Raw genomic sequence first — 19,432 nt, 5'->3', positions numbered from 1 at the left:
CGCTCAGCGCCCGAACCAGCCGCGCACGCGCTGGCGCGCACGCTCCACCAGCCGGAAGATGGCCGTCGCCCGCGCCCAGGCGATGAGGGTGGCGCGGATGGCGATGAGCCGCTCCATGACGAAGGCGAACCAGCCATAGGTCATCAGCTTGGCCTCGCCGGCGCGGTAGATGCGCTCGACAATGACGAAGCTCGCGAGATAGGCCAGCACCAGCGTTACCAGACCCGTGCGGGCGTGCCCCTCCGCCATCCAGAACAGCGCGACGAATTTCAGCGGCTCGGCGAAGCAGAAGGGGATAGCGAGCAGGATGAGGATGGCAAGGCGCGGCAGCCCCCCAACCCAGCGCTCGAAGCGCTGCATGATGCGCAGCCCGGCGACCCAGCGCAGCAGTGGCCGGTAGAGCGGGCGCGCGGCCTCGTCGATGAGGACGAGGAGCGTCAGGAGAATGTCGAGCGGCAGGCGAAGAAGGCGCAACAGCAAGGTCATGGAGCCATGCGATAGCATGGTCCGGCGTGCCCGCGCTTTCCTTAGAGAGCCAAATGCCCTAATCGCGCGGCAGCATTTTATCAGGACGCCCCCGCGACATGATCCGCCTCGACTCCATCGGCAAGCAGAACGGCAAGCAGATCGTCTTCATCGAGGCCTCCGCCTCGCTGCTCAAGGGCGAGAAGATCGGCCTCGTCGGCCCCAACGGCGCCGGCAAGACCACGCTGTTCCGCCTCGTCACCGGGCAGGAAGCCCCCGATGAGGGTCAGGTCTCGGTCGATCGCGGCACCACCATCGGCTATTTCAGCCAGGATGTCGGCGAGATGGCCGGCCGCTCGGTGCTCGCCGAGGTGATGGACGGCGCCGGCCCGGTGAGCGCTATTGCCGCCGAGCTGCGCGAGCTGGAAGCCGCCATGGTCGATCCCGACCGGGCGGACGAGATGGACGCCGTCATCGAGCGCTATGGCGAGGTGCAGGCGCGCTTCGAGGAGCTGGACGGCTATTCGCTGGAAGGCCGCGCGGCGGAAGTGCTGGCGGGTCTCGGCTTCTCGCAGGAGATGATCGATGGCGATGTCGGCCGCCTCTCCGGCGGCTGGAAGATGCGCGTCGCGCTCGCCCGCATCCTGCTCATGCGGCCGGACGTGATGCTGCTCGACGAACCCTCCAACCATCTCGACATTGAGAGCCTGATCTGGCTGGAGGCGTTCCTGAAGAATTTCGACGGCGCGCTGATGATGACCTCGCATGACCGCGCCTTCATGAACCGCATCGTCACCAAGGTCGTCGAGATCGAGGGCGGCGCGCTCATCTCCTATTCCGGCAATTATGATTTCTATGCCCAGCAGCGCGCGCTGGCCGAAAAGCAGCAGCAGGCGCAGTTCGAGCGCCAGCAGGCGATGCTCGCCAAGGAGATCGCCTTCATCGAGCGCTTCAAGGCCCGCGCCTCGCATGCCGCGCAGGTGCAGAGCCGGGTTAAGAAGCTCGACAAGATCGAGCGCGTCGAGCCCCCGCGCCGGCGCCAGTCGGTCGCCTTCGATTTCCAGCCGCCGCCGCGCTCGGGCGAGGACGTGGCGAGCCTGAAGAACATCCACAAGGCCTATGGTGCCCGCCGCATCTATGACGGGCTGGACTTCCATGTGCGCCGGCGCGAGCGCTGGGCGGTGATGGGGGTGAACGGCGCGGGCAAGTCCACCTTGCTCAAGCTCATCGCCGGCGAGACGACGCCGGACGCCGGCACCGTCGCGGTCGGTGGCAGCGTGAAGATGGGCTATTTCGCCCAGCACGCCATGGAGGTGCTGGAAGGCGAGCGCACCGTGTTCGAAACGCTGGAAGACGCCTTCCCGCAGGCCGGACAGGGCTCCCTGCGCTCACTTGCCGGCTGCTTCGGCTTTTCCGGCGACGACGTCGAGAAGAAGTGCCGGGTGCTGTCGGGCGGCGAGAAGGCGCGCCTCGCCATGGCGCGCATGCTCTACGACCCGCCGAACTTCCTCGTGCTCGACGAGCCGACCAACCATCTCGACATCGGCACCAAGGAAATGCTGATCGCCGCGCTGGCTGACTATGAAGGCACCATGCTGTTCGTCAGCCATGACCGGCACTTCCTCGCCGCGCTGTCGAACCGCGTGCTGGAGATCACACCGGACGGCATCCACCAATATGGCGGCGGCTACACCGAATATGTCGCCCGCACAGGCCAGGAAGCGCCGGGGCTGCGCAACTAGCCGCCCGCGGCCGGTACCGCGCCGGCGGCCTGTCCCTGCTGCGGGGTCAGGCGCCAGATGACATTGCCGACATCATCGGCGACCAGCAGCCCGCCACGCTGGTCGACGCGGACGCCGACCGGACGGCCCTGCGCCTCGCCATCGGTGTTGAGGAAGCCGGTCAGCAATTCCTGCGGCATGCCGGACGGCTTGCCATCGGCGAAGGGCACGAAGATCACCCGGTAACCGGCACGCTCGGAGCGGTTCCATGAGCCGTGCTGGCCGATGATGGCGCCGTTCTGGAAACGCTCGCCAAAGGCCGGGTTGTCAACGAAGGTCAGGCCGAGCGAGGCGGTGTGGGCGCCCAGCGCGTAATCCGGCTTGAGGGCGCTCGCGACGAGTTCGGGGCGCTGCGGCTGCACGCGCTCATCCACGTTCTGGCCGTAATAGGAATAGGGCCAGCCATAGAAGCCGCCCTCGCGCACACTGGTCATGTAGTCGGGCACGAGATGATCGCCGATCTCGTCGCGCTCATTCACCGACACCCAGAGCTGGCCGGTGGCCGGGTTCCAGTCGATGCCGACCGGGTTGCGCAGGCCGCCGGCGAAGACGCGGCTCTGGCCGCTCGCCGTGTCGATCTCCAGCACGGCCGCGCGGTTCTCCTCCTCCGGCATGCCGTTCTCGGCCGCGTTGGAATTGGAGCCGACGCCGACATAGAGCTTCGAGCCATCCTCGCTGGCGACCAGGCTCTTGGTCCAGTGATGGTTGCGCCCGGCGGGCAGGTCCGCGACCTTGGTGGCGGGAGCGGTGATCTGTGTCTCGCCTTCCCTATAGGGGAAGCGCACCACCGCATCGGCATTGGCGACATAGAACTGGTCGCCGACCAGCGCCATGCCGAAGGGCGAGGTCAGGCCGGAGAGGAAGACCGTCTTCATTTCCGCCGTGCCGTCGCCATCGGCATCGCGCAGCAGCGAGATTCGGTTGGCGCTCGGCACTTTCGCGCCGGCCCAGCCCATCACGATGCCCTGCACCCAGCCGCGAATGCCGCCGGTCTTGCCCTCGGGCTTGGGCGGGGCATTGCTCTCGGCCACCAGCACGTCGCCATTCGGCAGCTCATAGAGCCAGCGCGGATGATCAAGGCCGCGCGCGAAGGCGGTGACGGTAAAGCCAGCCGCCGGCGTCGGCGCAGCTCCCTCGGGCCAGCCCACCGCCTCGGCGACCTTCAGCGTCGGAATGAGCGAGCTGTGCGGCTCAGGCAGGGTGGGGTTCGGCCCGTATTCGGCGCTCTCGGGCACGCTCGGCGCCTCGCTGCAGGCGGCGAGGGCGAGCAGGCAGGCGCCGGCAAGCAGCGGCGGGGTGAGACGGGACGAGACGGGACGCAAACGGGCGGGCATCGGGCACTCCGGGAAGGTCATGTGTCGTGGGTCACGGGGTTAAGCCCCACCGCCGGTGGACGTTCCAAAATCGCCGGCCGGCGCCCGGCCCACTGAGTGGCCGCCGCCAGCCGGCTACCGTAACGGAACGTGCCTGCCCTGGCGCCGTTGTCCTCCTGCCGCGCACTGACGCGCGATGCCCATAAAGGCCGCGACGAACGGCCCGTCATTCCATGCCCAGGAGGATCGCCATGACCAATATGACCGCCATCACATCCCCGTCCCGCCTGCGCGCCGCCGGCGCCGGCCTGCTCGCCCTCTCCCTGCTCGGCGGCGCCACTGGCGCGCTCGCCGGCCCCTGCACCGAGCGCATCGCCACGCTCGACAAGCAGCTCTCGGCCAAGGATGCCGGCTCGGGCCCGACCGGCGCGAGCCCCGCCGCCACCACCGCGCCCGATGCCGGCGTGCCCAAGGCCGGCGAGGCGCCGGGCACCGGCGGCACCTCCGGCATGAACGAGACGCTCGGCACCCGCGCCGCCTCCCCCGCCGATGTGCGGGCGCAGACCGCCGGCAGCGGCACCGCGGCACAGGGCCAGGCGTCCAACGCCGGCATGCTCAGCGATGCGATGAGCCGCGCCAAGCAAGCCGACCGGTCCGGTGACAGCGCCGCCTGCACCAAAGCGCTGGACGAGGCCGAGGCGATGCTGCGCGGCTGATGGCGAGAACCTTTGTATAGCAATACCGCGTATGACGTGTACCTAATGATCCCTGCCGACCGCGGGGCGCGGTTGGCAGGGGCGGGAGTATCGCGGCGTGGACGCGGCAATCGATGCGCCGGGCGGGGCAGGCGGAGCCGCAGCGGCGGGCGGGACCACCGCCAGCGGCCTGCTCTCGTTCATGAGCGGATTCATTGCCGGCCTGTCCCATCACCGCCCCTGGGAAGACGATCTCGCCCCGCTGCTCGCCCGCCTCGGCGCCGACCTCGCGCTGAGCCGCGCCGCGCTGTTCGAGGTCCATAGCGGCCAGACGGCCGGGCTCGGCGTCACCTGCCGGATCGACTGGGCCCGCGCGGGGCTTCCCCTGCTCGCCGGCAACACCCACCCGCCCATACGGCCGGACGAGGCCGACGCGCTCCAGCGCGACTGGGCGGAGCGGCGCACGCGCGGCGAGATGATCGAGGGCCGCACGGACGATCTCACCGGCTATCTGCGCGCCTTCTTCCAGGCGGCGGAGGTCGTCAGCTTCTACAGCGTGCCGGTGATGGTGGACGGGCGCTGGTGGGGGCATTTCTGCATCAGCTCCGATGACCCCGCGCGCGTCTGGACGAGCGAGGAACGCGCCGGTTTGCAGGCGCTTACCGAACTCATTGCCCTCGCGGTGGACCGATCGCGCGGCCAAAGCTCGCTCAGCGAGGCGACGCGGCTTGCCATGCTGGCGGCGGCGCTCGACGGCATCGTCACCATCGACGAAGCCGGGCAGATCGTCGACTTCAACCCGGCGGCGGAAGCCATGTTCGGCTTTCGCAGGGAGGAGGTGATGGGCCGCCCGCTTGGCGAGACCATCGTTCCGCCGGCAGCGCGTGCGGCCCACCGGGCCGGCATGACCCGCTATCTCGCCAGCGGGCAGTCGCAGATTCTCGGCCGCCGCATCGAGGTCGACGCCATTGATCGCGAGGGGCGGATTTTCCCCATCGAACTCGCCATCACCGAAATCAAGGCCGGCCACCGCCGGCTGTTTACCGCCTATGTGCGTAACATCTCCGATCGCATCCGCGCGCGCGAGGCGCTCGAACGCCTCGCCTATACCGACACGCTGACCGGCCTGCCGAACCGAGCCGGGTTGCTCAAACGGGTGCGCGATGATGGTGAGGCCGTCGCCGGCGCCCTGGTGCTGCGTCTGCCGGAACTCGCCATTCTGCGAGCCTCGCTCGGGGACGACTTCATCCGGCAGCTGATCCGCGCCATCGCGGACCGGCTGCTCCCGCAACTGCCGGGAAACGCGACACTCGCCCGCACGAGCGAGAGCGAGTTCGCCATCGTCGTCAACGCCGGCGTGCTGCCCGAGCCGCTGGCCGAGGAGATGGCCGCGCTGCTGCAGGCGCCCGTGGAGGTAGAGGGGCGGCGTTTTTTCCTGCACGCCCGCATGGGGTTGGCCGCCGGCCCCGGCCCGGCCGACCAGGTGCTGCGTGACGCGGAAATGGCGTCATGCGCCGAGGGCACGTCCCTCGATGGCCCGTTCCAGATCTTCGACCGCTCGCTGCGCGCCGATCACCAGCAGCGCCTCGCCATGGAGGTCGCACTGCGCGAGGCGCTGGCGGCGAGTGACGGCGACATACACCCGATGTTCCAGCCGGTGGTGGAGAGCCGCAGCGGCCGCGTTGTCGGTTTCGAGGCGCTGGCCCGCTGGCGCCATCCGCGTCTGGGGCCGGTGGCACCGACCGACTTCATCCCGCTGGCCGAGACCGCCGGCCTGATCGACCAGGTGGGCGAACGCATTCTCGACCAGGCCCTTGCCGCCTGCGCGCAGTGGAACGCCATGCGCCAGGCCGCCGGCCAGCCGCCGCGCTTCGTCGCGGTCAACCTCGCCGCCTCGCAGCTCACCGTGCCTGACCTTGCCGAGCGGATCGCCGCCCTGCTCGCGCGCCATGGCGTGCCCGGCACGATGCTGCATCTGGAACTGACCGAAAGCACGCTGCTGGCCCAGCCCGACGTCGCCGCGCAGAAGATCCAGCAGCTCAAGGAAATCGGCTGCCACGTCGCCATCGACGATTTCGGAACGGGTTATTCCTCGTTCAGCTATCTCCAGCACCTGCCGGCCGATGTGCTGAAGATCGACCGGTCCTTCATGGTCGAGCTGGCGACCAAGCCCCGCGCGCGCAAGATCGTCGCGGTCATGGTGGACCTTGCCCATGCGCTGGGCATGTCGGTCATTGGCGAGGGGGTCGAGGCGCCCGACGTGCTCGCCGCCTTTGAAAGCCTCGGCGGCGACCATGTGCAGGGCTTTCTCACCGGCCGCCCGATGCCACTGGATGCGGCGCTGGACCATCCCGACGGCATCGTCTGGGCGCGGCAGGACTGACCCGCCGCGCCTTGAGGGACAAACGGCCTCTAGGGCGCGAACAGCCTCAATGCGCGAAGGCCTGGTCGAAACCCTGGTTCTCGGGATCGCGCGGCTTGAGGCCGGTCTTGTCGAGCGAGACGAGGCGCGGGGCCATGTCCTTGTCGACGATGACCGGCGTGCGGTCATCCACCGTGCCCGGCCAGCCGCCGCCCAGCGCCTTGTTGAGCGAGACATAGTCGGTCGCGATGGCGACGCGGCTTTGCAGCAGCGTGTCGTCGGCCGAGTAGGAGGAGCGCTCGGCGGTCAGCACGTCGAGGAAGCTCGACGAGCCGCTCTGATAGAGCGTGCGCGAGAGCGAGGCCGCCTCGCGGTAGGACTTCGCCGAGGAATCGAGGCTCCGGTACTTGATGCGCTCCTGCTGCAGCGAGACGCTGGCGTTCTCGACGTCCTGCAGCGCGGTCAGCACCGCCGCGCGGTAGGTCAGGAAGTACTCGTCGCGCTGGGCCTGCGCATAGTCCACCGCCGCCTTGAGCTGGCCGGCGTTGAAGATCGGGATGCTCACGCTCGGGCCGAAGCTCCAGCTGATCGACGAGCTCTTGGCGAGGTCGCCGACCTTGGCGGCCGAGGTCGATACCTCGCCCGTGAGGCTGACATCGGGATAGCGCGCCGCCTCGGCCTGGCCGATCTTGGCGGTGTATTGCGCATATTGCCGCTCGGCGAGGCGCACATCGGGGCGCGACAGCAGCACATTGGCCGGCACGCCGCGCGGCACGGCATTGGCCGGCGTCGGGATCGGCGCGCTGCGCTTCATCACGTCGTTGAGCGCGCTCGGCGGCTGGCCGAGCAAGATGGCGAGCTGGTGCACGGTCTGCTGGTAGCTCGACTCCAGCTCGGGAATATTCGCCTCGGTGCTCGCGGCCTGTCCCTCGGCATTGGCGACATCGACCGCCGAGGCGGAGCCGACTTGCAGCTTGGTGCGGGTGAGCGCGGCGGTCTCGCGCTGCGAGGCGGCGGTGCGGCGGGCGAGTTCCGCCCGCGCCTGATAGCCGCGCGCCTCGACATAATAGGTTGCGACATCGCCGATCAGCGTCAGCAGCGTGTTGCGCAGCGTCTCCTCGGAGGCGTCGAGCCCATAGGTCGCCGCCTCGGCGGCGCGGCGGTTCTCGCCGAACAGGTCGAGCTCCCAGCTCGCATTGGCGCCGAGGTTGAAGGTGTCGAACGGGCCGGAGACCGTCACGTCGCCGGTGTCGGAGACGTTGCTGCCATTGTCGGCGCGGCTGTAGCTGCCCGAGCCGGTCAGCGTCGGGGCGAGCGCGGCCATCGCCTGCTGGCGGGTAGCGCGGGCCTGCCGCACGCGGGCCTTGGCGGTGGCGACGTCGAGATTGCCGGCGACCGCCTGATCGACCAGCCCGTTCAGCGTCTTGTCGCCGAGCTTTTCCCACCAGCGGCCGAGCTGCGGCGGCTTGTTGTCGGCCTCGTTACCGGTGACAGAAACCGCCTGCTTCGCCGAACCCCATTTGGCCGGGAGCTGGAGGGACGGTGCGCTGTAGTCCGGGCCGACGGCGCAGCCGCCGAGCAGGCCGGCGACGAGCAGCGCGCCGGCAAGGCGCGACGCCTGAAGGGGACGGGAGGCGGTCGGGATCGTCATCGGCACACCTGACAGGCGGGAGAACAGCGCGGGACGGGAGGGGGCGGCCGGCCGAGTGGCCGACCCGGGAGAGAGAGGAGACGGATCAACCCGCGAAAGATCAGCTCGCATGGGCATCGCGCGCCTCCCCGGCCGGGGGCGGGCTCGCCGCGCCGCCATCGGGCGCGGCCCCCTCGGTCGTCTCCGGCTTCTTGCCGGGGAAGATGCGGCGCACCACGACGAAGAGCAGCGGCACGAAGAACACGCCGAGCACGGTGGCGGCGATCATGCCGCCCATCACGCCGATGCCGATGGCATTCTGCGCGCCCGAGCCGGCGCCGCTGGCGATGGCGAGCGGCGTCACGCCGAGGATGAAGGCGAGCGAGGTCATCAGGATTGGGCGCAGGCGCTGGCGCGCCGCGTCGAGCGTCGCCTCGACCAGCCCCATCCCATGCGCCTGCCGCTCAATGGCGAACTCGACGATGAGAATGGCGTTCTTCGCCGCGAGGCCGATGGTGGTGAGCAGGCCGACCTTGAAATAGACGTCGTTGGTCTGGCCGAACATCGTCGCGGCAAGCAGCGCGCCGAAGATGCCGATCGGCACCGACATCAGCACCGCGAAGGGGATCGACCAACTCTCATAGAGCGCGGCGAGGCAGAGGAAGACGACCAGCAGCGAGATGGTGTAGAGCGCCGTCGCCTGGTTGGCCGAAAGCCGCTCCTGATGCGACAGGCCGGTCCATTCATGGCCATAGCCCGCCGGCAGCCGGCCGATGATGTCGTCCATCGCCGTCATGGCATCGCCCGAGGAAATGCCGGGCGCCGCCTGGCCCTGGATCTCCACCGCCGAGGAGCCGTTGAAGCGCTCCAGACGAGGCGAGCCATAGGTCCAGTGGGTCGAGGCGAAGGCGGAGAACGGCACCATGGTCCCGGAGGCGTTGCGCACCTCCCATTTGGCGAGGTCTTCCGGCTGCATGCGGAAGGCGGCCGCCGACTGGAGATAGACCTTCTTCACGCGGCCACGGTCGAGGAAGTCGTTCACATAGCTGCTGCCCCAGGCGGTGGAGAGCGTGTCGTTGATGTCGGCCAGCGAGACGCCGAGCGCGCTCGCCTTCTCCTGGTCGATGTCGACGACGAATTGCGGCTCGTCCTCCAGCCCGTTCGGGCGGGTGGCGACAAGGCGGTGGTCCTGCGCCGCCATGCCCAGCACCTGGTTGCGCGCGGCCATCAGCTTCTCATGGCCGCCGCCGGTGATGTCCTGGAGATAGACGCTGAAGCCGCCCGTATTGCCCATGCCCTGAATGGCCGGGGGCATGAGGGTGAACACCATGGCGTCGCGCACATGCAGCTTGGCCATGGCGCGCCCGGCGACCGCCTGCGAGGACAGGGTGGGCGACTTGCGCTCATCGAACGGCTTCAGCCGCACGAAGGCGATGCCGAGATTCTGGCCCTGGCCGCTGAAGCCGAAGCCGTTGACGCTGAACACGCCTTCGACCGCGTCCTTCTCATCCTCGAGAAAGTGGCGGCGCACCGTGTCCAGCACCTTCTCGGTACGGTCCGAGGTGGCGCCGGCCGGCAGTTGCACCATGGTGATGAGGATGCCCTGGTCCTCTTCCGGCAGGAAGGAGGAGGGCAGCCGCACGAACATCCAGCCCATCGCCACGGCGATGGCGAGGAACAGCACGAGGAAGCGCCCGCTGCGCGCCACCACACCGGCCGTGCCGGTGCGATAGGCCCGCGTGCCGCGCTCGAAATTGCGGTTGAACCAGCCCGCAAACCCGGTCTGCTTGGCCCCGTGCTGCACCGGGCGCAACAGCGTGGCGCAGAGCGCGGGGGTGAGGATCAGCGCCACCAGCACCGACAGGATCATCGCCGAGACGATGGTGACGGAGAACTGGCGGTAGATCACGCCCACCGACCCGCCGAAGAAGGCCATGGGGATGAACACCGCCGAGAGCACGGTGGCGATGCCGACCAGCGCGCCGGTGATCTCGCCCATCGACTTGCGGGTGGCCTCCTTGGGGGATAGCCCCTCCTCCTCCATCACGCGCTCGACATTCTCGACCACGACGATGGCGTCGTCGACGAGCAGGCCGATGGCCAGCACCATGGCGAACATGGTGAGCGTGTTGATCGAGTAGCCGAACAGCGCCAGCACGCCGAAGGTGCCGAGCAGCACGACCGGCACGGCGAGCGAGGGGATGAGCGTCGCCCGGAAGCTCTGCAGGAAGACGAACATCACGATGAAGACGAGGACGATGGCCTCGGCCAGCGTGCGCACCACTTCCTCGATGGAGAGCACGACGAAGGGCGTGGTGTCGTAGGGATAGACGACCTCGACGCCTTCCGGGAAGGTCGGCTTCATCCGCTCCAGCGCCGCCTTGACCCGCTCGGCGGTGGCGATGGCGTTGGCGCCGGTGCCGAGGTTGATGGCGAGGCCGCCGGCCGGCTTGCCATTGTAGCGCGAGGAGGTGGTGAAGCTCTCCGCCGCCAGCTCGACATCCGCGACATCGTTGATGCGCACCAGCGAGCCGTCCGTGGTGCTCTTGAGGATGATGTTGCGGAACTGCTCGGGGGTCTGCAGGCGCGAGCGCGCGGTGACGGTGGCGTTGAGCTGCTGGCCGCTGCGGGCCGGCAGGCCGCCGAGCTGGCCAGCCGAGACCTGCGTGTTCTGCGCCTCGATGGCGCTCGTCACGTCGCCCGGCATGAGCTGGTACTTGGACAACTTCTCCGGGTCGAGCCAGATGCGCATGGCGTAGGAGGAGCCGAACAGCGTGGTGGAGCCGACGCCCTCGATGCGCTTCAGCGTGTCGTTGAGGGTCGAGTCGACATAGTCCGACACGTCGGTGGACGACAGGCGCCCGTCGGTCGACACGAAGCCGATGACCAGCAGGAAGCCGTCCGAGGCCTTCTCGACCGAGATGCCATTGGTCTGCACCACGCTCGGCAACTGCGCCGTGACCAGCTGCAGCTTGTTCTGCACCTGCATCTGCGCGATGTCGGGATCGGCGGCGTTGGTGAAGGTGAGCGTGATCGTCGCCTGACCCGTCGAGGTCGAGGTCGCCGACATGTAGTCGAGATTGTCGATGCCGGTCATGCCCTGCTCGATGACCTTGGTCACCGAGTTCTCGACGGTCTGCGCGTCGGCGCCGGGATAGGAGGCGGTGACGCTCACCGTGGTCGGGGCGATCTGCGGGTATTGCGCGATCGGCAGGGTGTTCAGCGCCAGCACGCCGCCGAGCATGATCAGCAGCGCGATGACCCAGGCGAAGACCGGGCGGTCGATGAAGAAACGGGACATGGAGCGCGCTTTCAGTTCGCCGTGGAGGTGCCGGCGCCGGCGGCGCCCGTGCGGGCCTCGCCTTGCGCGACGGCTTCGCTGGCGGCCGGGGCGGCACTCTGCTGGCCGCGCTCGCGCACCTCGCCGGTGGTCTCGTCGACCACCACGTCAACCGGTGTCACGTCCTGGCCGGGGCGGGCGAACTGGCTGCCCTCGACGATGACGCGGTCGCCATCCTTGACGCCGGTATCGACCAGCCAGTTATTGCCGACGCTGCGCCCGACGCTGAGCACGCGCTGCTCGACCTTGTTATCGGCATTGACCACCAGCGCCACCGGCTCGCCCTTGGTGTTGCGCGTCACGCCGCGCTGGGGAACGAGGTAGCTGTTGGGCGCGACGCCTTCCTCGATGATGGCGCGCACATACATGCCGGGCAGCAGCAGCCGGTCCGGGTTGGGGAACTGCGCGCGCACGCCATAGGTGCCGGTCGTCGTGTCGACATAGGCGGAGGTGAATTCCAGCGTGCCCGGCAGCGGGTAGAGCTGGCCATTGTCGAGCATGAGCCGCACCTGCACGCTGTCGCCGCTGATCTTGATGCGCCCGTCGCGGATCGCCTGCCGCAGGTTGAGCAGATTGGTGCTCGACTGGGTGACGTCGACATTGATCGGGTCGAGCGTGCGGATGGTGGTGAGCGCGGTGTCCTGGCTCGCCGTCACCAGCGCGCCGGGGGTCAGGGTCGACTTGTCGATGCGCCCGCCGATGGGGGCGGTGATCCGGGTGTAGTTCAGGTTGATGCGGGCGGTGTCGACATCGGCCTTGGCCCCGGCCACCTCGGCCTTGGCCTGGGCGAGCGAGGCGATGGCGTCGTCATAATCCTGTTTGCTGACGGCGTTCTGCTTGATCAGCCCCTCATAGCGGTCGACCTTGGACTGGGCGCTGGGCACCGCCGCCTCGGCCTTCTGCTGGCTGGCGACCGCGCTGTCATAGGTCGCCTGATAGCTCGCCGGGTCGATCTGGTAGAGCCCGTCGCCCGCCTTGACCTCGGCGCCCTCCTCGAAGAGCCGCTCCTTGATGATGCCGCCGACCTGCGGGCGCACCTCGGCGACCAGCGAGGCCACCGTCCGGCCAGGCATCTCGGCGGTGATCGCCACCGATTGCGGGTGCACCGTCACCACGCCGACCTGCGGACGCCCCTGCGTGCCCGGACCGCCCGGCCCGGAACCGGCCTGCTGCTGGCCGTCGCAGCCGGCGAGGAGCGTGGTGGCGATGAGGCCGACCCACAGCCCGGCCAGCAGGCGGCGGCGGCACGCCGGGGAGCAGGAAGCGGCGAAAGGCACGGTGGACGAAACGCGGTTCGGGGAGGCCACAGGAGCCCTCGCTATTTAAGAAACTTAAGAGTATCTATATTTAAGAACGGCGGTGCTGTCAAACTAGCGTTTCCATTTCCGAGCGTTGCCCTACGTTTCCAGGATGCATAGCAGAGACGAAAAATGACACTCGGCGCCCTCCCTCCATCTTCAGTCAAACTTCGCGGCCGACCGAAAGTCATTCCCGACGATCAACAAAAGGAGAGGATCGTCGCGCAGGCGTTCGACCTGTTCTGCGACCGCGGTTACAGCGGCATGAACATGGACGAGGTGGCCGCGCGTTGCCGAATATCCAAGAAGACACTGTACCGCCTGTTCCCCAGCAAGCTGGAGCTGACCGGCGCGATCATCGACGCGCACCGCCAGTCGATGATCGACACCCGCCCGGAATGGGACGCGCTGCCGCTGGTCGAGGCGCTGGAGCGCGTCTTCCGCGTCGATATCAGCGACGAGGAAAACCGCGCCCGCATCGCCTTCGTGCGCGCGATCATGGTGGATGGCGTGGCTTTCCCGGAGCTGCGCGCGCTGGTGGAGACGCGCGGGCGCGATTCCGCCCATGCCATGCTCGTCGCCTGGCTGAAGCGCCAGCAGGCGCTGGGGCGGGTGGCGAACACCGATGCGCCGGTCGCCGCGCGGGTGCTGCTGGACACAGGCTTCAGCCCGCTCGCCGGCGCGGCCGGTCATGACTGGGAATGGCCGGCCTTCCCGGACTGGCGGGTTTATCTGCGCCGCGCCTTCACCCTCATCGCCAAGGGGTTGGAACCGCGCCCCTGATCTTTCAGCCGCGCAGGTCGAGAAGCTCGCGGTAGAGCGCGGCCGGGACAGTGACGCCCTCCTCCCGCGTGCGCGCCCGCGCCGCATAGCGCCGCTCGGCCGGCAGGCGCACGCCGGGCTGGGCCTTGGCGAGCGAAAAGATCTCCCGCGCCACGCCGAGGCGGGCCGGCAGATCCTCCACCCCGAACACCGCCGGATCGAGCGCGATCAGCAACTCGCCGCCAAGCGGGGGGCCACCATCGCCATTCTCCACCGCCCGCGCCTGCCGGCTGGTGAGATCGCCGATCAGCGGGCCGGCGACCAGCTCCACCATCAGCGAGAGCGCGAAGCCCTTATGGCCGCCAAAGGGCAGCAGTGCGCCGGCCAGCGCCGCCGCCGGATCGGTGGTCGGCGCCCCGTCCGGGCCGATGGCCCAGCCCTGCGGGATCGCCTCGCCCGCCCGGTGCTTCAGCTCCACCTCGCCGCGCGCCGCGGCGCTGGTGGCGAAATCGAAGATAAACGGCCGGCGCTGCGGGCCCGGCCAGCCAAAGGCCAGCGGGTTGGTGCCAAGCAGCGCCGTGGTGCCGCCCGGCGGGGCGACGCAGCACTGGCCGATGGTGAAGCACCAGGCCGCCAGCCCCGCCTCCACCACCGGCTCGATATCCGCCCACAGCGCGGAGAAGTGGTAGCACTCATGGATCGCCAGAGCGGCGATGCCGGTGCGCCGGGCGGCGGCGATCAGCGCGGGCACGCCGGTCTCGACCGCCAGCGGGGCGAAGCCGCGCCGCGCCTCGACGCGCAGCACCGCCGGCGCCGCCGTGACGAGTTCCGGCAGCGCCTCGCGCGCGGCCTTGCCGCTGCGCACCGAGGCGACATAGCCGATCAGCCGGTAAAGCCCGTGCGAGCGGCACTCATCCGCCTCGGCGCGGGTGATCGAGCGGGCGATGGCCTGCGCATGAGGCTCGCTGAGACCCGCCGCGCGCAGTGTGCCCTCGCAGAAGGCGTGGACCTCTTCGAGCGAGAGGCGGACGGGGTCGGCTTGGGTCGGCTGGTCGCTCACGCGTTCAATCCTGCGTCCAGACCGGCCAGGTATCGGCGAGGCGATAGCCGGTCGGCCAGGGGTCGGCAGGATCGAGCATGAGCTGCGACAGGTGCGTGACGAAGGCCCGCCCCATGATGGAGGGGATGATCGCCGGGCGCCCGCCCAGCGTGGTCGTGGCCTCGATCCGGCAATCGAAGCGGGAATCGATGATCGAGCGGCCGATGAAGGTCTCTCCGACGCCGAGCTGCCCCTTGGCGTGCAGCACCGCCATGCGGGCCGAGCAGCCGGTGCCGGTGGGCGAGCGGTCGATCTTGCCGGGCCGGATCGCCACCGCGTTCGCCCCCTGCTTCACCCCGTCGACCACCTCGACCGGCGCGGCGAACTTGCAGAACGAGATGTGGTTCCAGTCGGCATTCTCCGGGTGCCTGAACCCCAGCTGGCGGTTCGCGGCCTTGACGATCTTCATGCCGGTCTCGGCGAGATCCTTCGCCTCGTCGGGCCGGATGGAGAAGCCGAGCGCATGAGCGTCGACGATGACGAAGCTGTCGCCGCCATAGGCGGTGTCGACGGTGAGCGTGCCGAGCCCCTCCACCTCCAGCTGCGCGTCGAGCTTGTCGGCGAAGGAGGGATGGTTGGTCACCTTGATCCGCTCGGCCTTGCCGTCCCGGCAATAGGCGGTCGCCTCGATCAGCCCGCCCGGCGCCTCCAGCACCATATGGGTTTCCGGCTCGACCATCGGCACGATGCCGGTGTCGAGCAGCACGGTGGCGACGCAGATCGAGTTCGAGCCGGACATGGGCGGGGTGTCTTCCGGCTCCATGATGATGAAGGCCGCCACCGCCTGCGGGTTCTTCGGCGGCACCAAGAGGTTCACATGGCGGAACACCCCGCCGCGCGGTTCCTGCAGCACGAAATTGCGCAGCGTGTTGTCGCTGGCGATAAAACGCGACTGCGCCCACACGGTATCGCCCGGCGGCGGCGCGACACCGCCGACAATGACATCGCCCACCTCGCCTTCCGCATGACAGCCGACGACATGGATGACCTTGGATGAGCGCATGGCGGGCCTCGTGGGTGGGCGGGAGCGACAACTTAACCCTCTCCACGTCGGGGAGAGGTGGCCCGCGAAGCGGGTCGGTGAGGGGCGCCACGATTGCGGAGCGTCGAAGACCCCTCACCCCGACCCTCTCCCCGTCGGGGAGAGGGAGCGAAAGTTTTCAGCCGATCACCACCACCGGCTCGCCGAGCGCGGCGAAGATGGGCTCGATGCCGAGGCCCGGCGCGTCGGATGCGGTCATGAAGCCGTGGTCGCGCTTGGGCGCGCCTTGGGCGATGTCGACCGTGCCGTAGCTGTTGAAATCGGTCGCCGAGAAGCAGAACTCCTCCGGCGTCGAGCGGGCGAGATGGGCGATGGTGGCGGTGACGATGTCGCCGCCCCAGGTGTCCTCGATGGTCATCGGCGTGCCCGAGGCGACGCAGATGTCGCGCATCAGCCGCGCCTTGGTGAGGCCGCCGACCTTGGAGATCTTCAGATTGATGATGTCCATGGCGTCGTCCGCCAGCGCCTTCATCAGCGTACCGACGCCGTCGATCACCTCGTCGAGTACGAAGGGCCGCGCGGTGCGGGCGCGCACCGACAGGCACTCCTCATAGGTCGGGCAGGGCTGCTCGATATAGACATCGAGGTCCGCCACCTCGGCGCAGATGCGCGCGGCTTCCGCCCGCGTCCAGCCGGTATTGGCATCGGCGACCAGAATGTCGGTGGGGTCCAGGATTTCGCGGGTGGCGCGGATGCGGTCGATGTCCTGATCGGCATCGCCGCCCACTTTCAGCTGGAACTTGGTGTAGCCCTCGGCCTTGTAGCCGGCGATCTTCTTCGCCATCACCTCCGGCGCCTCCTGCGAGATGGCGCGGTAGAGGGCGATCTTTTCCTGCGCCGCGCCGCCCAGCAGCTTGTAGACCGGCAGCCCGGTCGCCTTGCCGAGAATGTCCCAGCAGGCGATGTCGATCGGCGCCTTCACATAGGGGTGGCCGCGCAGCACCGCGTCCATGTGGCGGTTCAGCACGTTGAGATCGGTCGGGTCGAGGCCGATCACCTTGGGGCCGAGTTCCTCGAGGCCGGCGCGCACGCCATGGGCATAGGCCGGCAGATAGGCCGAGCCGAGCGGGCAGCATTCGGCATAGCCGGTGATGCCGGCATCGGTCTCCACGGCGACGACGGTGGAATCGAACACCTCGATGAAATTGCCGTTCGACCAGTTGTAGCGGCCTTCCCGGAGCGGGAGCCCGACCTTGTAGGCCTTGATGCCGGTGATCTTCATGGTGGTTTCCGTTTCTGCCGTTGCCGCGCGCGGAGCGCCCGCACCTTTCCTCACACCACGACGAAGCCGTGGGCGAAGGGGTCGCGGTCGTCGATGAAGATGGTGTTGTAGCCGGTCATCCGCGCCCAGCCGCCGATGGAGGGGATGATCGCGTCGCGCTCGCCCACCTTGACGGCAGCCTCGACGCGGCCCTTGAACAGTGAGCCGATGATGCTCTCATGCACGAAATCATCGCCGACGCGGAGCTGGCCGAGGGCGGCGAGCTGCGCCATGCGCGCGGAGGTGCCGGTGCCGCAGGGCGAGCGGTCGATCGCCTTGTCGCCATAGAACACCGCGTTGCGCGCCTGCGCTTCCGGGTGGCGGGCAGCGCCGGTCCACAGGATGTGCGAGAGGCCGCGGATCTCCGGCTTCTCGGGATGGACGAAGTCGTACTTCGCGTTCAGCGCCTTGCGCAGGCCGGGGCTCATGCCGACGAGCTGGCCGGCGGTGAAATCGGCCATGTCGCGGAAGGCGGGCTGCGGCTCGACGATGGCGTAGAAATTGCCGCCATAGGCGACATCCACCGTCACCTCGCCGATCTCCGGGCATTCGGCGGTCAGGCCCTGCGCGTAGAGGAAGCCGGGCACATTGGTGATGCGCACCTCCTCCACATATTGGCCGACCTGCGTGTACTCGGCCTTCACCACGCCGGCGGGGGTGTCGAGCATCAGGACGCCCGGCGTCTTCGGCGTGACGAGGCCGTGCTCGATCGCCATCGTCACCGTGCCGATGGTGCCGTGGCCGCACATGGGCAGGCAGCCCGAGGTCTCGATGAACAGGATGGCGACATCGCAATCGGGCCGCGTCGGCGGGTAGAGGATCGAGCCCGACATCATGTCGTGGCCGCGCGGCTCGAACATCAGCCCGGTGCGGATCCAGTCGAACTCCCTCAGGAAATGGGCGCGCTTCTCGATCATGGTCGAACCGGTGAGGTTCGGCCCGCCGCCCGCCACCAGACGCACGGGATTGCCGCAGGTGTGGCCGTCTATGCAGAAGAAGCTGTGTCGCGCCATGTGGGTCTCGTCAGAAGCGTGTCGGGCGGAAGGGGGAGAGATCAAGCGATAGCGGTCGCCCGGTGGCAAGCTCGGCCACCAGCCGGCCGGTCGCCGCGCTCTGGGTCAGGCCGAGATGGCCATGGCCGAAGGCGTGGATGATGCGCGGATCGGCGCTCGCCCGGCCGATGACGGGGAGCGAATCCGGCAGCGAGGGGCGAAAGCCCATCCATTGCGTGCCGCCCGTCGTCTTCAGCCCCGGCAGGAAGGCGGCGGCCTTGGTCAGCATGGCCTGCGAGCGCTTGTAGTTCGGCGGCGCCTTCAGCCCGCCCAGCTCCACCGCCCCGCCGACGCGGATGCCGGTGGAGAGCGGGGTGACGACGAAGCCGTGCCCGCCAAAGGTGAGCTGGCGCCGCACATCGAAGGCACCGGGCGGCAAGGTTGTGTTGTAGCCGCGCTCGGTCTCCAGCGGCACGCGGTCCCCCAGCGCCGCGGCGAGCGGGCGCGACCAGGCGCCGCCGGCAAGCACCGCCTGCGCGGCGTTGATCGTCGTACCGTCCGTGAGGCGCAGGCTCACGCCGGCGGTCTGCGGCTCGATGGCCACCACCTCCCCGCTGACGATGCGGGCGCCGCGCGCCATCACCTGCTCGAACAGAGCGAGGGCGAAATGATAGGGGTCCGCCACCGTCTTCCAGTTCGGCGTGAAGGTGCCGGCGACAAAGCGCGGGGCAAGGCCCGGCTGAAGCTGCGCGAGGCGTTCGCCGCGCACATGCTCGAAGGCGATGCCCTCCTTCGCCCGTGCGTCCCAGCCCGGCTGCGCGGCGGCAAGCTCGGCCTCGCTCTCATAGAGCTGGAGATTGCCATCGGCGCGCACATGCGAGGCGAGCCCGGCGCCCGCCACCATCTCCGCCATTGCGCTGGCGGCAAGGCGCATCATCGCGCTCTGCACGCTCAGCGAATGGGCGTAACGGTCCGGCAAGCTGGCGCGCCAGAAGCGCAGCAGCCACGGCGCGATGTTCAGCGCATAGGCGGGCGGAATGGCGAGCGGCCCGAGCGGGTCGATGAGCCACCCCGGTGCCTTGCGCAGAATTCCCGGCGAGGCCAGCGGCAAGATGTCGGTGAAGGCGAAGGCGCCGGCATTGCCGAAGCTCGCCCCCTCGGCAATGCCGCCGCGTTCCACCAGCACGACCGAGCAACCGGCCGCCTGCAGATGAAAGGCGCAGGCGAGGCCGACAATGCCGGCGCCGATGACGGCGATGTCGTTCGGAGGGGAAGATGAGGGCACGCTCATTACCGCGCTGGAGGTCGTCATCCCGGAACGGCCACAGGCCGTATCCGGGATCGCGTCATAATCCGGGTGGCGATCCCGGCTCTTCGGCTTCGCCTTGGCCG

14 protein-coding genes are annotated in these 19,432 nt (G+C 68.9%); 4 read left to right on the top strand and 10 right to left on the bottom strand.

Annotated elements, in window-relative coordinates; genetic code table 11:
• Positions 1-3: 3 nt before the first annotated feature.
• A complete protein-coding gene (locus tag AncyloWKF20_RS19045; protein ID WP_279315517.1) occupies positions 4-486 on the bottom strand; it encodes a hypothetical protein in 483 nt (160 codons plus the stop codon).
• Between the two features lie 98 nt (positions 487-584).
• Between AncyloWKF20_RS19045 and AncyloWKF20_RS19040 the strand changes: the two genes are divergently transcribed.
• A complete protein-coding gene (locus AncyloWKF20_RS19040; RefSeq protein WP_279315516.1) occupies positions 585-2,207 on the top strand; it encodes an ABC-F family ATP-binding cassette domain-containing protein in 1,623 nt (540 codons plus the stop codon).
• Here AncyloWKF20_RS19040 and AncyloWKF20_RS19035 read toward each other — a convergent pair.
• The gene (locus tag AncyloWKF20_RS19035) at positions 2,204-3,580 is read right to left on the bottom strand and encodes a sorbosone dehydrogenase family protein (protein ID WP_279315515.1); all 1,377 of its coding nucleotides are present in this window, start codon (positions 3,578-3,580) and stop codon (positions 2,204-2,206) included. The two genes, AncyloWKF20_RS19040 and AncyloWKF20_RS19035, sit on opposite strands and share 4 nt — an antisense overlap.
• A gap of 230 nt (positions 3,581-3,810) precedes the next feature.
• On the opposite strand from AncyloWKF20_RS19035, the gene AncyloWKF20_RS19030 reads away from it, so the two are divergent.
• Together AncyloWKF20_RS19030 and AncyloWKF20_RS19025 are read left to right on the top strand one after the other, a co-directional pair.
• Positions 3,811-4,275: a hypothetical protein gene (locus AncyloWKF20_RS19030; protein ID WP_279315514.1), complete on the top strand. Its 465-nt coding sequence runs from the start codon at positions 3,811-3,813 to the stop codon at positions 4,273-4,275.
• A gap of 97 nt (positions 4,276-4,372) precedes the next feature.
• Positions 4,373-6,637, top strand: coding sequence for an EAL domain-containing protein (locus tag AncyloWKF20_RS19025; protein WP_279315513.1), 2,265 nt, complete (start codon positions 4,373-4,375; stop codon positions 6,635-6,637).
• A 46-nt stretch (positions 6,638-6,683) separates the two neighbouring features.
• Here AncyloWKF20_RS19025 and AncyloWKF20_RS19020 read toward each other — a convergent pair whose 3' ends face one another.
• The 3 genes from AncyloWKF20_RS19020 to AncyloWKF20_RS19010 form a co-directional block, all read right to left on the bottom strand.
• Entirely contained in the window at positions 6,684-8,267 is a 1,584-nt protein-coding gene (locus tag AncyloWKF20_RS19020) for an efflux transporter outer membrane subunit (protein WP_279315512.1), read from the bottom strand.
• 100 nt (positions 8,268-8,367) lie between these two features.
• Positions 8,368-11,547 carry an efflux RND transporter permease subunit gene (locus AncyloWKF20_RS19015; RefSeq protein ID WP_279315511.1) on the bottom strand — a complete coding sequence of 1,060 codons (3,180 nt, stop codon included), beginning with the start codon at positions 11,545-11,547 and terminating at the stop codon, positions 8,368-8,370.
• An 11-nt stretch (positions 11,548-11,558) separates the two neighbouring features.
• The gene (locus AncyloWKF20_RS19010; RefSeq protein WP_279318031.1) at positions 11,559-12,821 is read right to left on the bottom strand and encodes an efflux RND transporter periplasmic adaptor subunit; all 1,263 of its coding nucleotides are present in this window, start codon (positions 12,819-12,821) and stop codon (positions 11,559-11,561) included.
• 195 nt (positions 12,822-13,016) lie between these two features.
• Here AncyloWKF20_RS19010 and AncyloWKF20_RS19005 point away from each other — a divergent pair, with 195 nt between their 5' ends.
• A complete protein-coding gene (locus AncyloWKF20_RS19005; protein ID WP_279315510.1) occupies positions 13,017-13,667 on the top strand; it encodes a TetR/AcrR family transcriptional regulator in 651 nt (216 codons plus the stop codon).
• A gap of 4 nt (positions 13,668-13,671) precedes the next feature.
• Here AncyloWKF20_RS19005 and AncyloWKF20_RS19000 read toward each other — a convergent pair whose 3' ends face one another.
• The 5 genes from AncyloWKF20_RS19000 to AncyloWKF20_RS18980 all read right to left on the bottom strand — a co-directional run bounded on the left by AncyloWKF20_RS19000 (position 13,672) and on the right by AncyloWKF20_RS18980 (position 19,331).
• The gene (locus AncyloWKF20_RS19000; RefSeq protein ID WP_279315509.1) at positions 13,672-14,706 is read right to left on the bottom strand and encodes an Ldh family oxidoreductase; all 1,035 of its coding nucleotides are present in this window, start codon (positions 14,704-14,706) and stop codon (positions 13,672-13,674) included.
• A 4-nt stretch (positions 14,707-14,710) separates the two neighbouring features.
• Positions 14,711-15,748 carry a proline racemase family protein gene (locus tag AncyloWKF20_RS18995; RefSeq protein ID WP_279315508.1) on the bottom strand — a complete coding sequence of 346 codons (1,038 nt, stop codon included), beginning with the start codon at positions 15,746-15,748 and terminating at the stop codon, positions 14,711-14,713.
• A gap of 157 nt (positions 15,749-15,905) precedes the next feature.
• On the bottom strand, positions 15,906-17,009 hold the full coding sequence (locus AncyloWKF20_RS18990; RefSeq protein ID WP_279315507.1) for a cis-3-hydroxy-L-proline dehydratase: 1,104 nt from the start codon (positions 17,007-17,009) through the stop codon (positions 15,906-15,908).
• A gap of 50 nt (positions 17,010-17,059) precedes the next feature.
• The gene (locus AncyloWKF20_RS18985) at positions 17,060-18,061 is read right to left on the bottom strand and encodes a 4-hydroxyproline epimerase (protein ID WP_279315506.1); all 1,002 of its coding nucleotides are present in this window, start codon (positions 18,059-18,061) and stop codon (positions 17,060-17,062) included.
• Positions 18,062-18,071: 10 nt separating this feature from the next.
• Positions 18,072-19,331, bottom strand: a complete 1,260-nt coding sequence (locus AncyloWKF20_RS18980) for an FAD-binding oxidoreductase (RefSeq protein ID WP_279318030.1) — start codon at positions 19,329-19,331, stop codon at positions 18,072-18,074.
• Positions 19,332-19,432: the final 101 nt, after the last annotated feature.

Origin of the sequence: Ancylobacter sp. WKF20 (assembly GCF_029760895.1) — a bacterium.
Lineage (GTDB): Bacteria > Pseudomonadota > Alphaproteobacteria > Rhizobiales > Xanthobacteraceae > Ancylobacter.
This window is presented reverse-complemented; position numbering and strand designations above follow the sequence as displayed.

Coding starts and splice junctions, on each gene's coding strand:
- AncyloWKF20_RS19015 (WP_279315511.1), bottom strand. CDS start 11,547: ATGTCCCGTTTCTTCATCGACCGCCCGGTCTTCGCCTGGGTCATCGCG.
- AncyloWKF20_RS19040 (WP_279315516.1), top strand. CDS start 585: ATGATCCGCCTCGACTCCATCGGCAAGCAGAACGGCAAGCAGATCGTC.
- AncyloWKF20_RS18980 (WP_279318030.1), bottom strand. CDS start 19,331: ATGAGCGTGCCCTCATCTTCCCCTCCGAACGACATCGCCGTCATCGGC.
- AncyloWKF20_RS19020 (WP_279315512.1), bottom strand. CDS start 8,267: ATGACGATCCCGACCGCCTCCCGTCCCCTTCAGGCGTCGCGCCTTGCC.
- AncyloWKF20_RS18995 (WP_279315508.1), bottom strand. CDS start 15,748: ATGCGCTCATCCAAGGTCATCCATGTCGTCGGCTGTCATGCGGAAGGC.
- AncyloWKF20_RS19005 (WP_279315510.1), top strand. CDS start 13,017: ATGACACTCGGCGCCCTCCCTCCATCTTCAGTCAAACTTCGCGGCCGA.
- AncyloWKF20_RS18990 (WP_279315507.1), bottom strand. CDS start 17,009: ATGAAGATCACCGGCATCAAGGCCTACAAGGTCGGGCTCCCGCTCCGG.
- AncyloWKF20_RS19035 (WP_279315515.1), bottom strand. CDS start 3,580: ATGCCCGCCCGTTTGCGTCCCGTCTCGTCCCGTCTCACCCCGCCGCTG.
- AncyloWKF20_RS18985 (WP_279315506.1), bottom strand. CDS start 18,061: ATGGCGCGACACAGCTTCTTCTGCATAGACGGCCACACCTGCGGCAAT.
- AncyloWKF20_RS19045 (WP_279315517.1), bottom strand. CDS start 486: ATGACCTTGCTGTTGCGCCTTCTTCGCCTGCCGCTCGACATTCTCCTG.
- AncyloWKF20_RS19030 (WP_279315514.1), top strand. CDS start 3,811: ATGACCAATATGACCGCCATCACATCCCCGTCCCGCCTGCGCGCCGCC.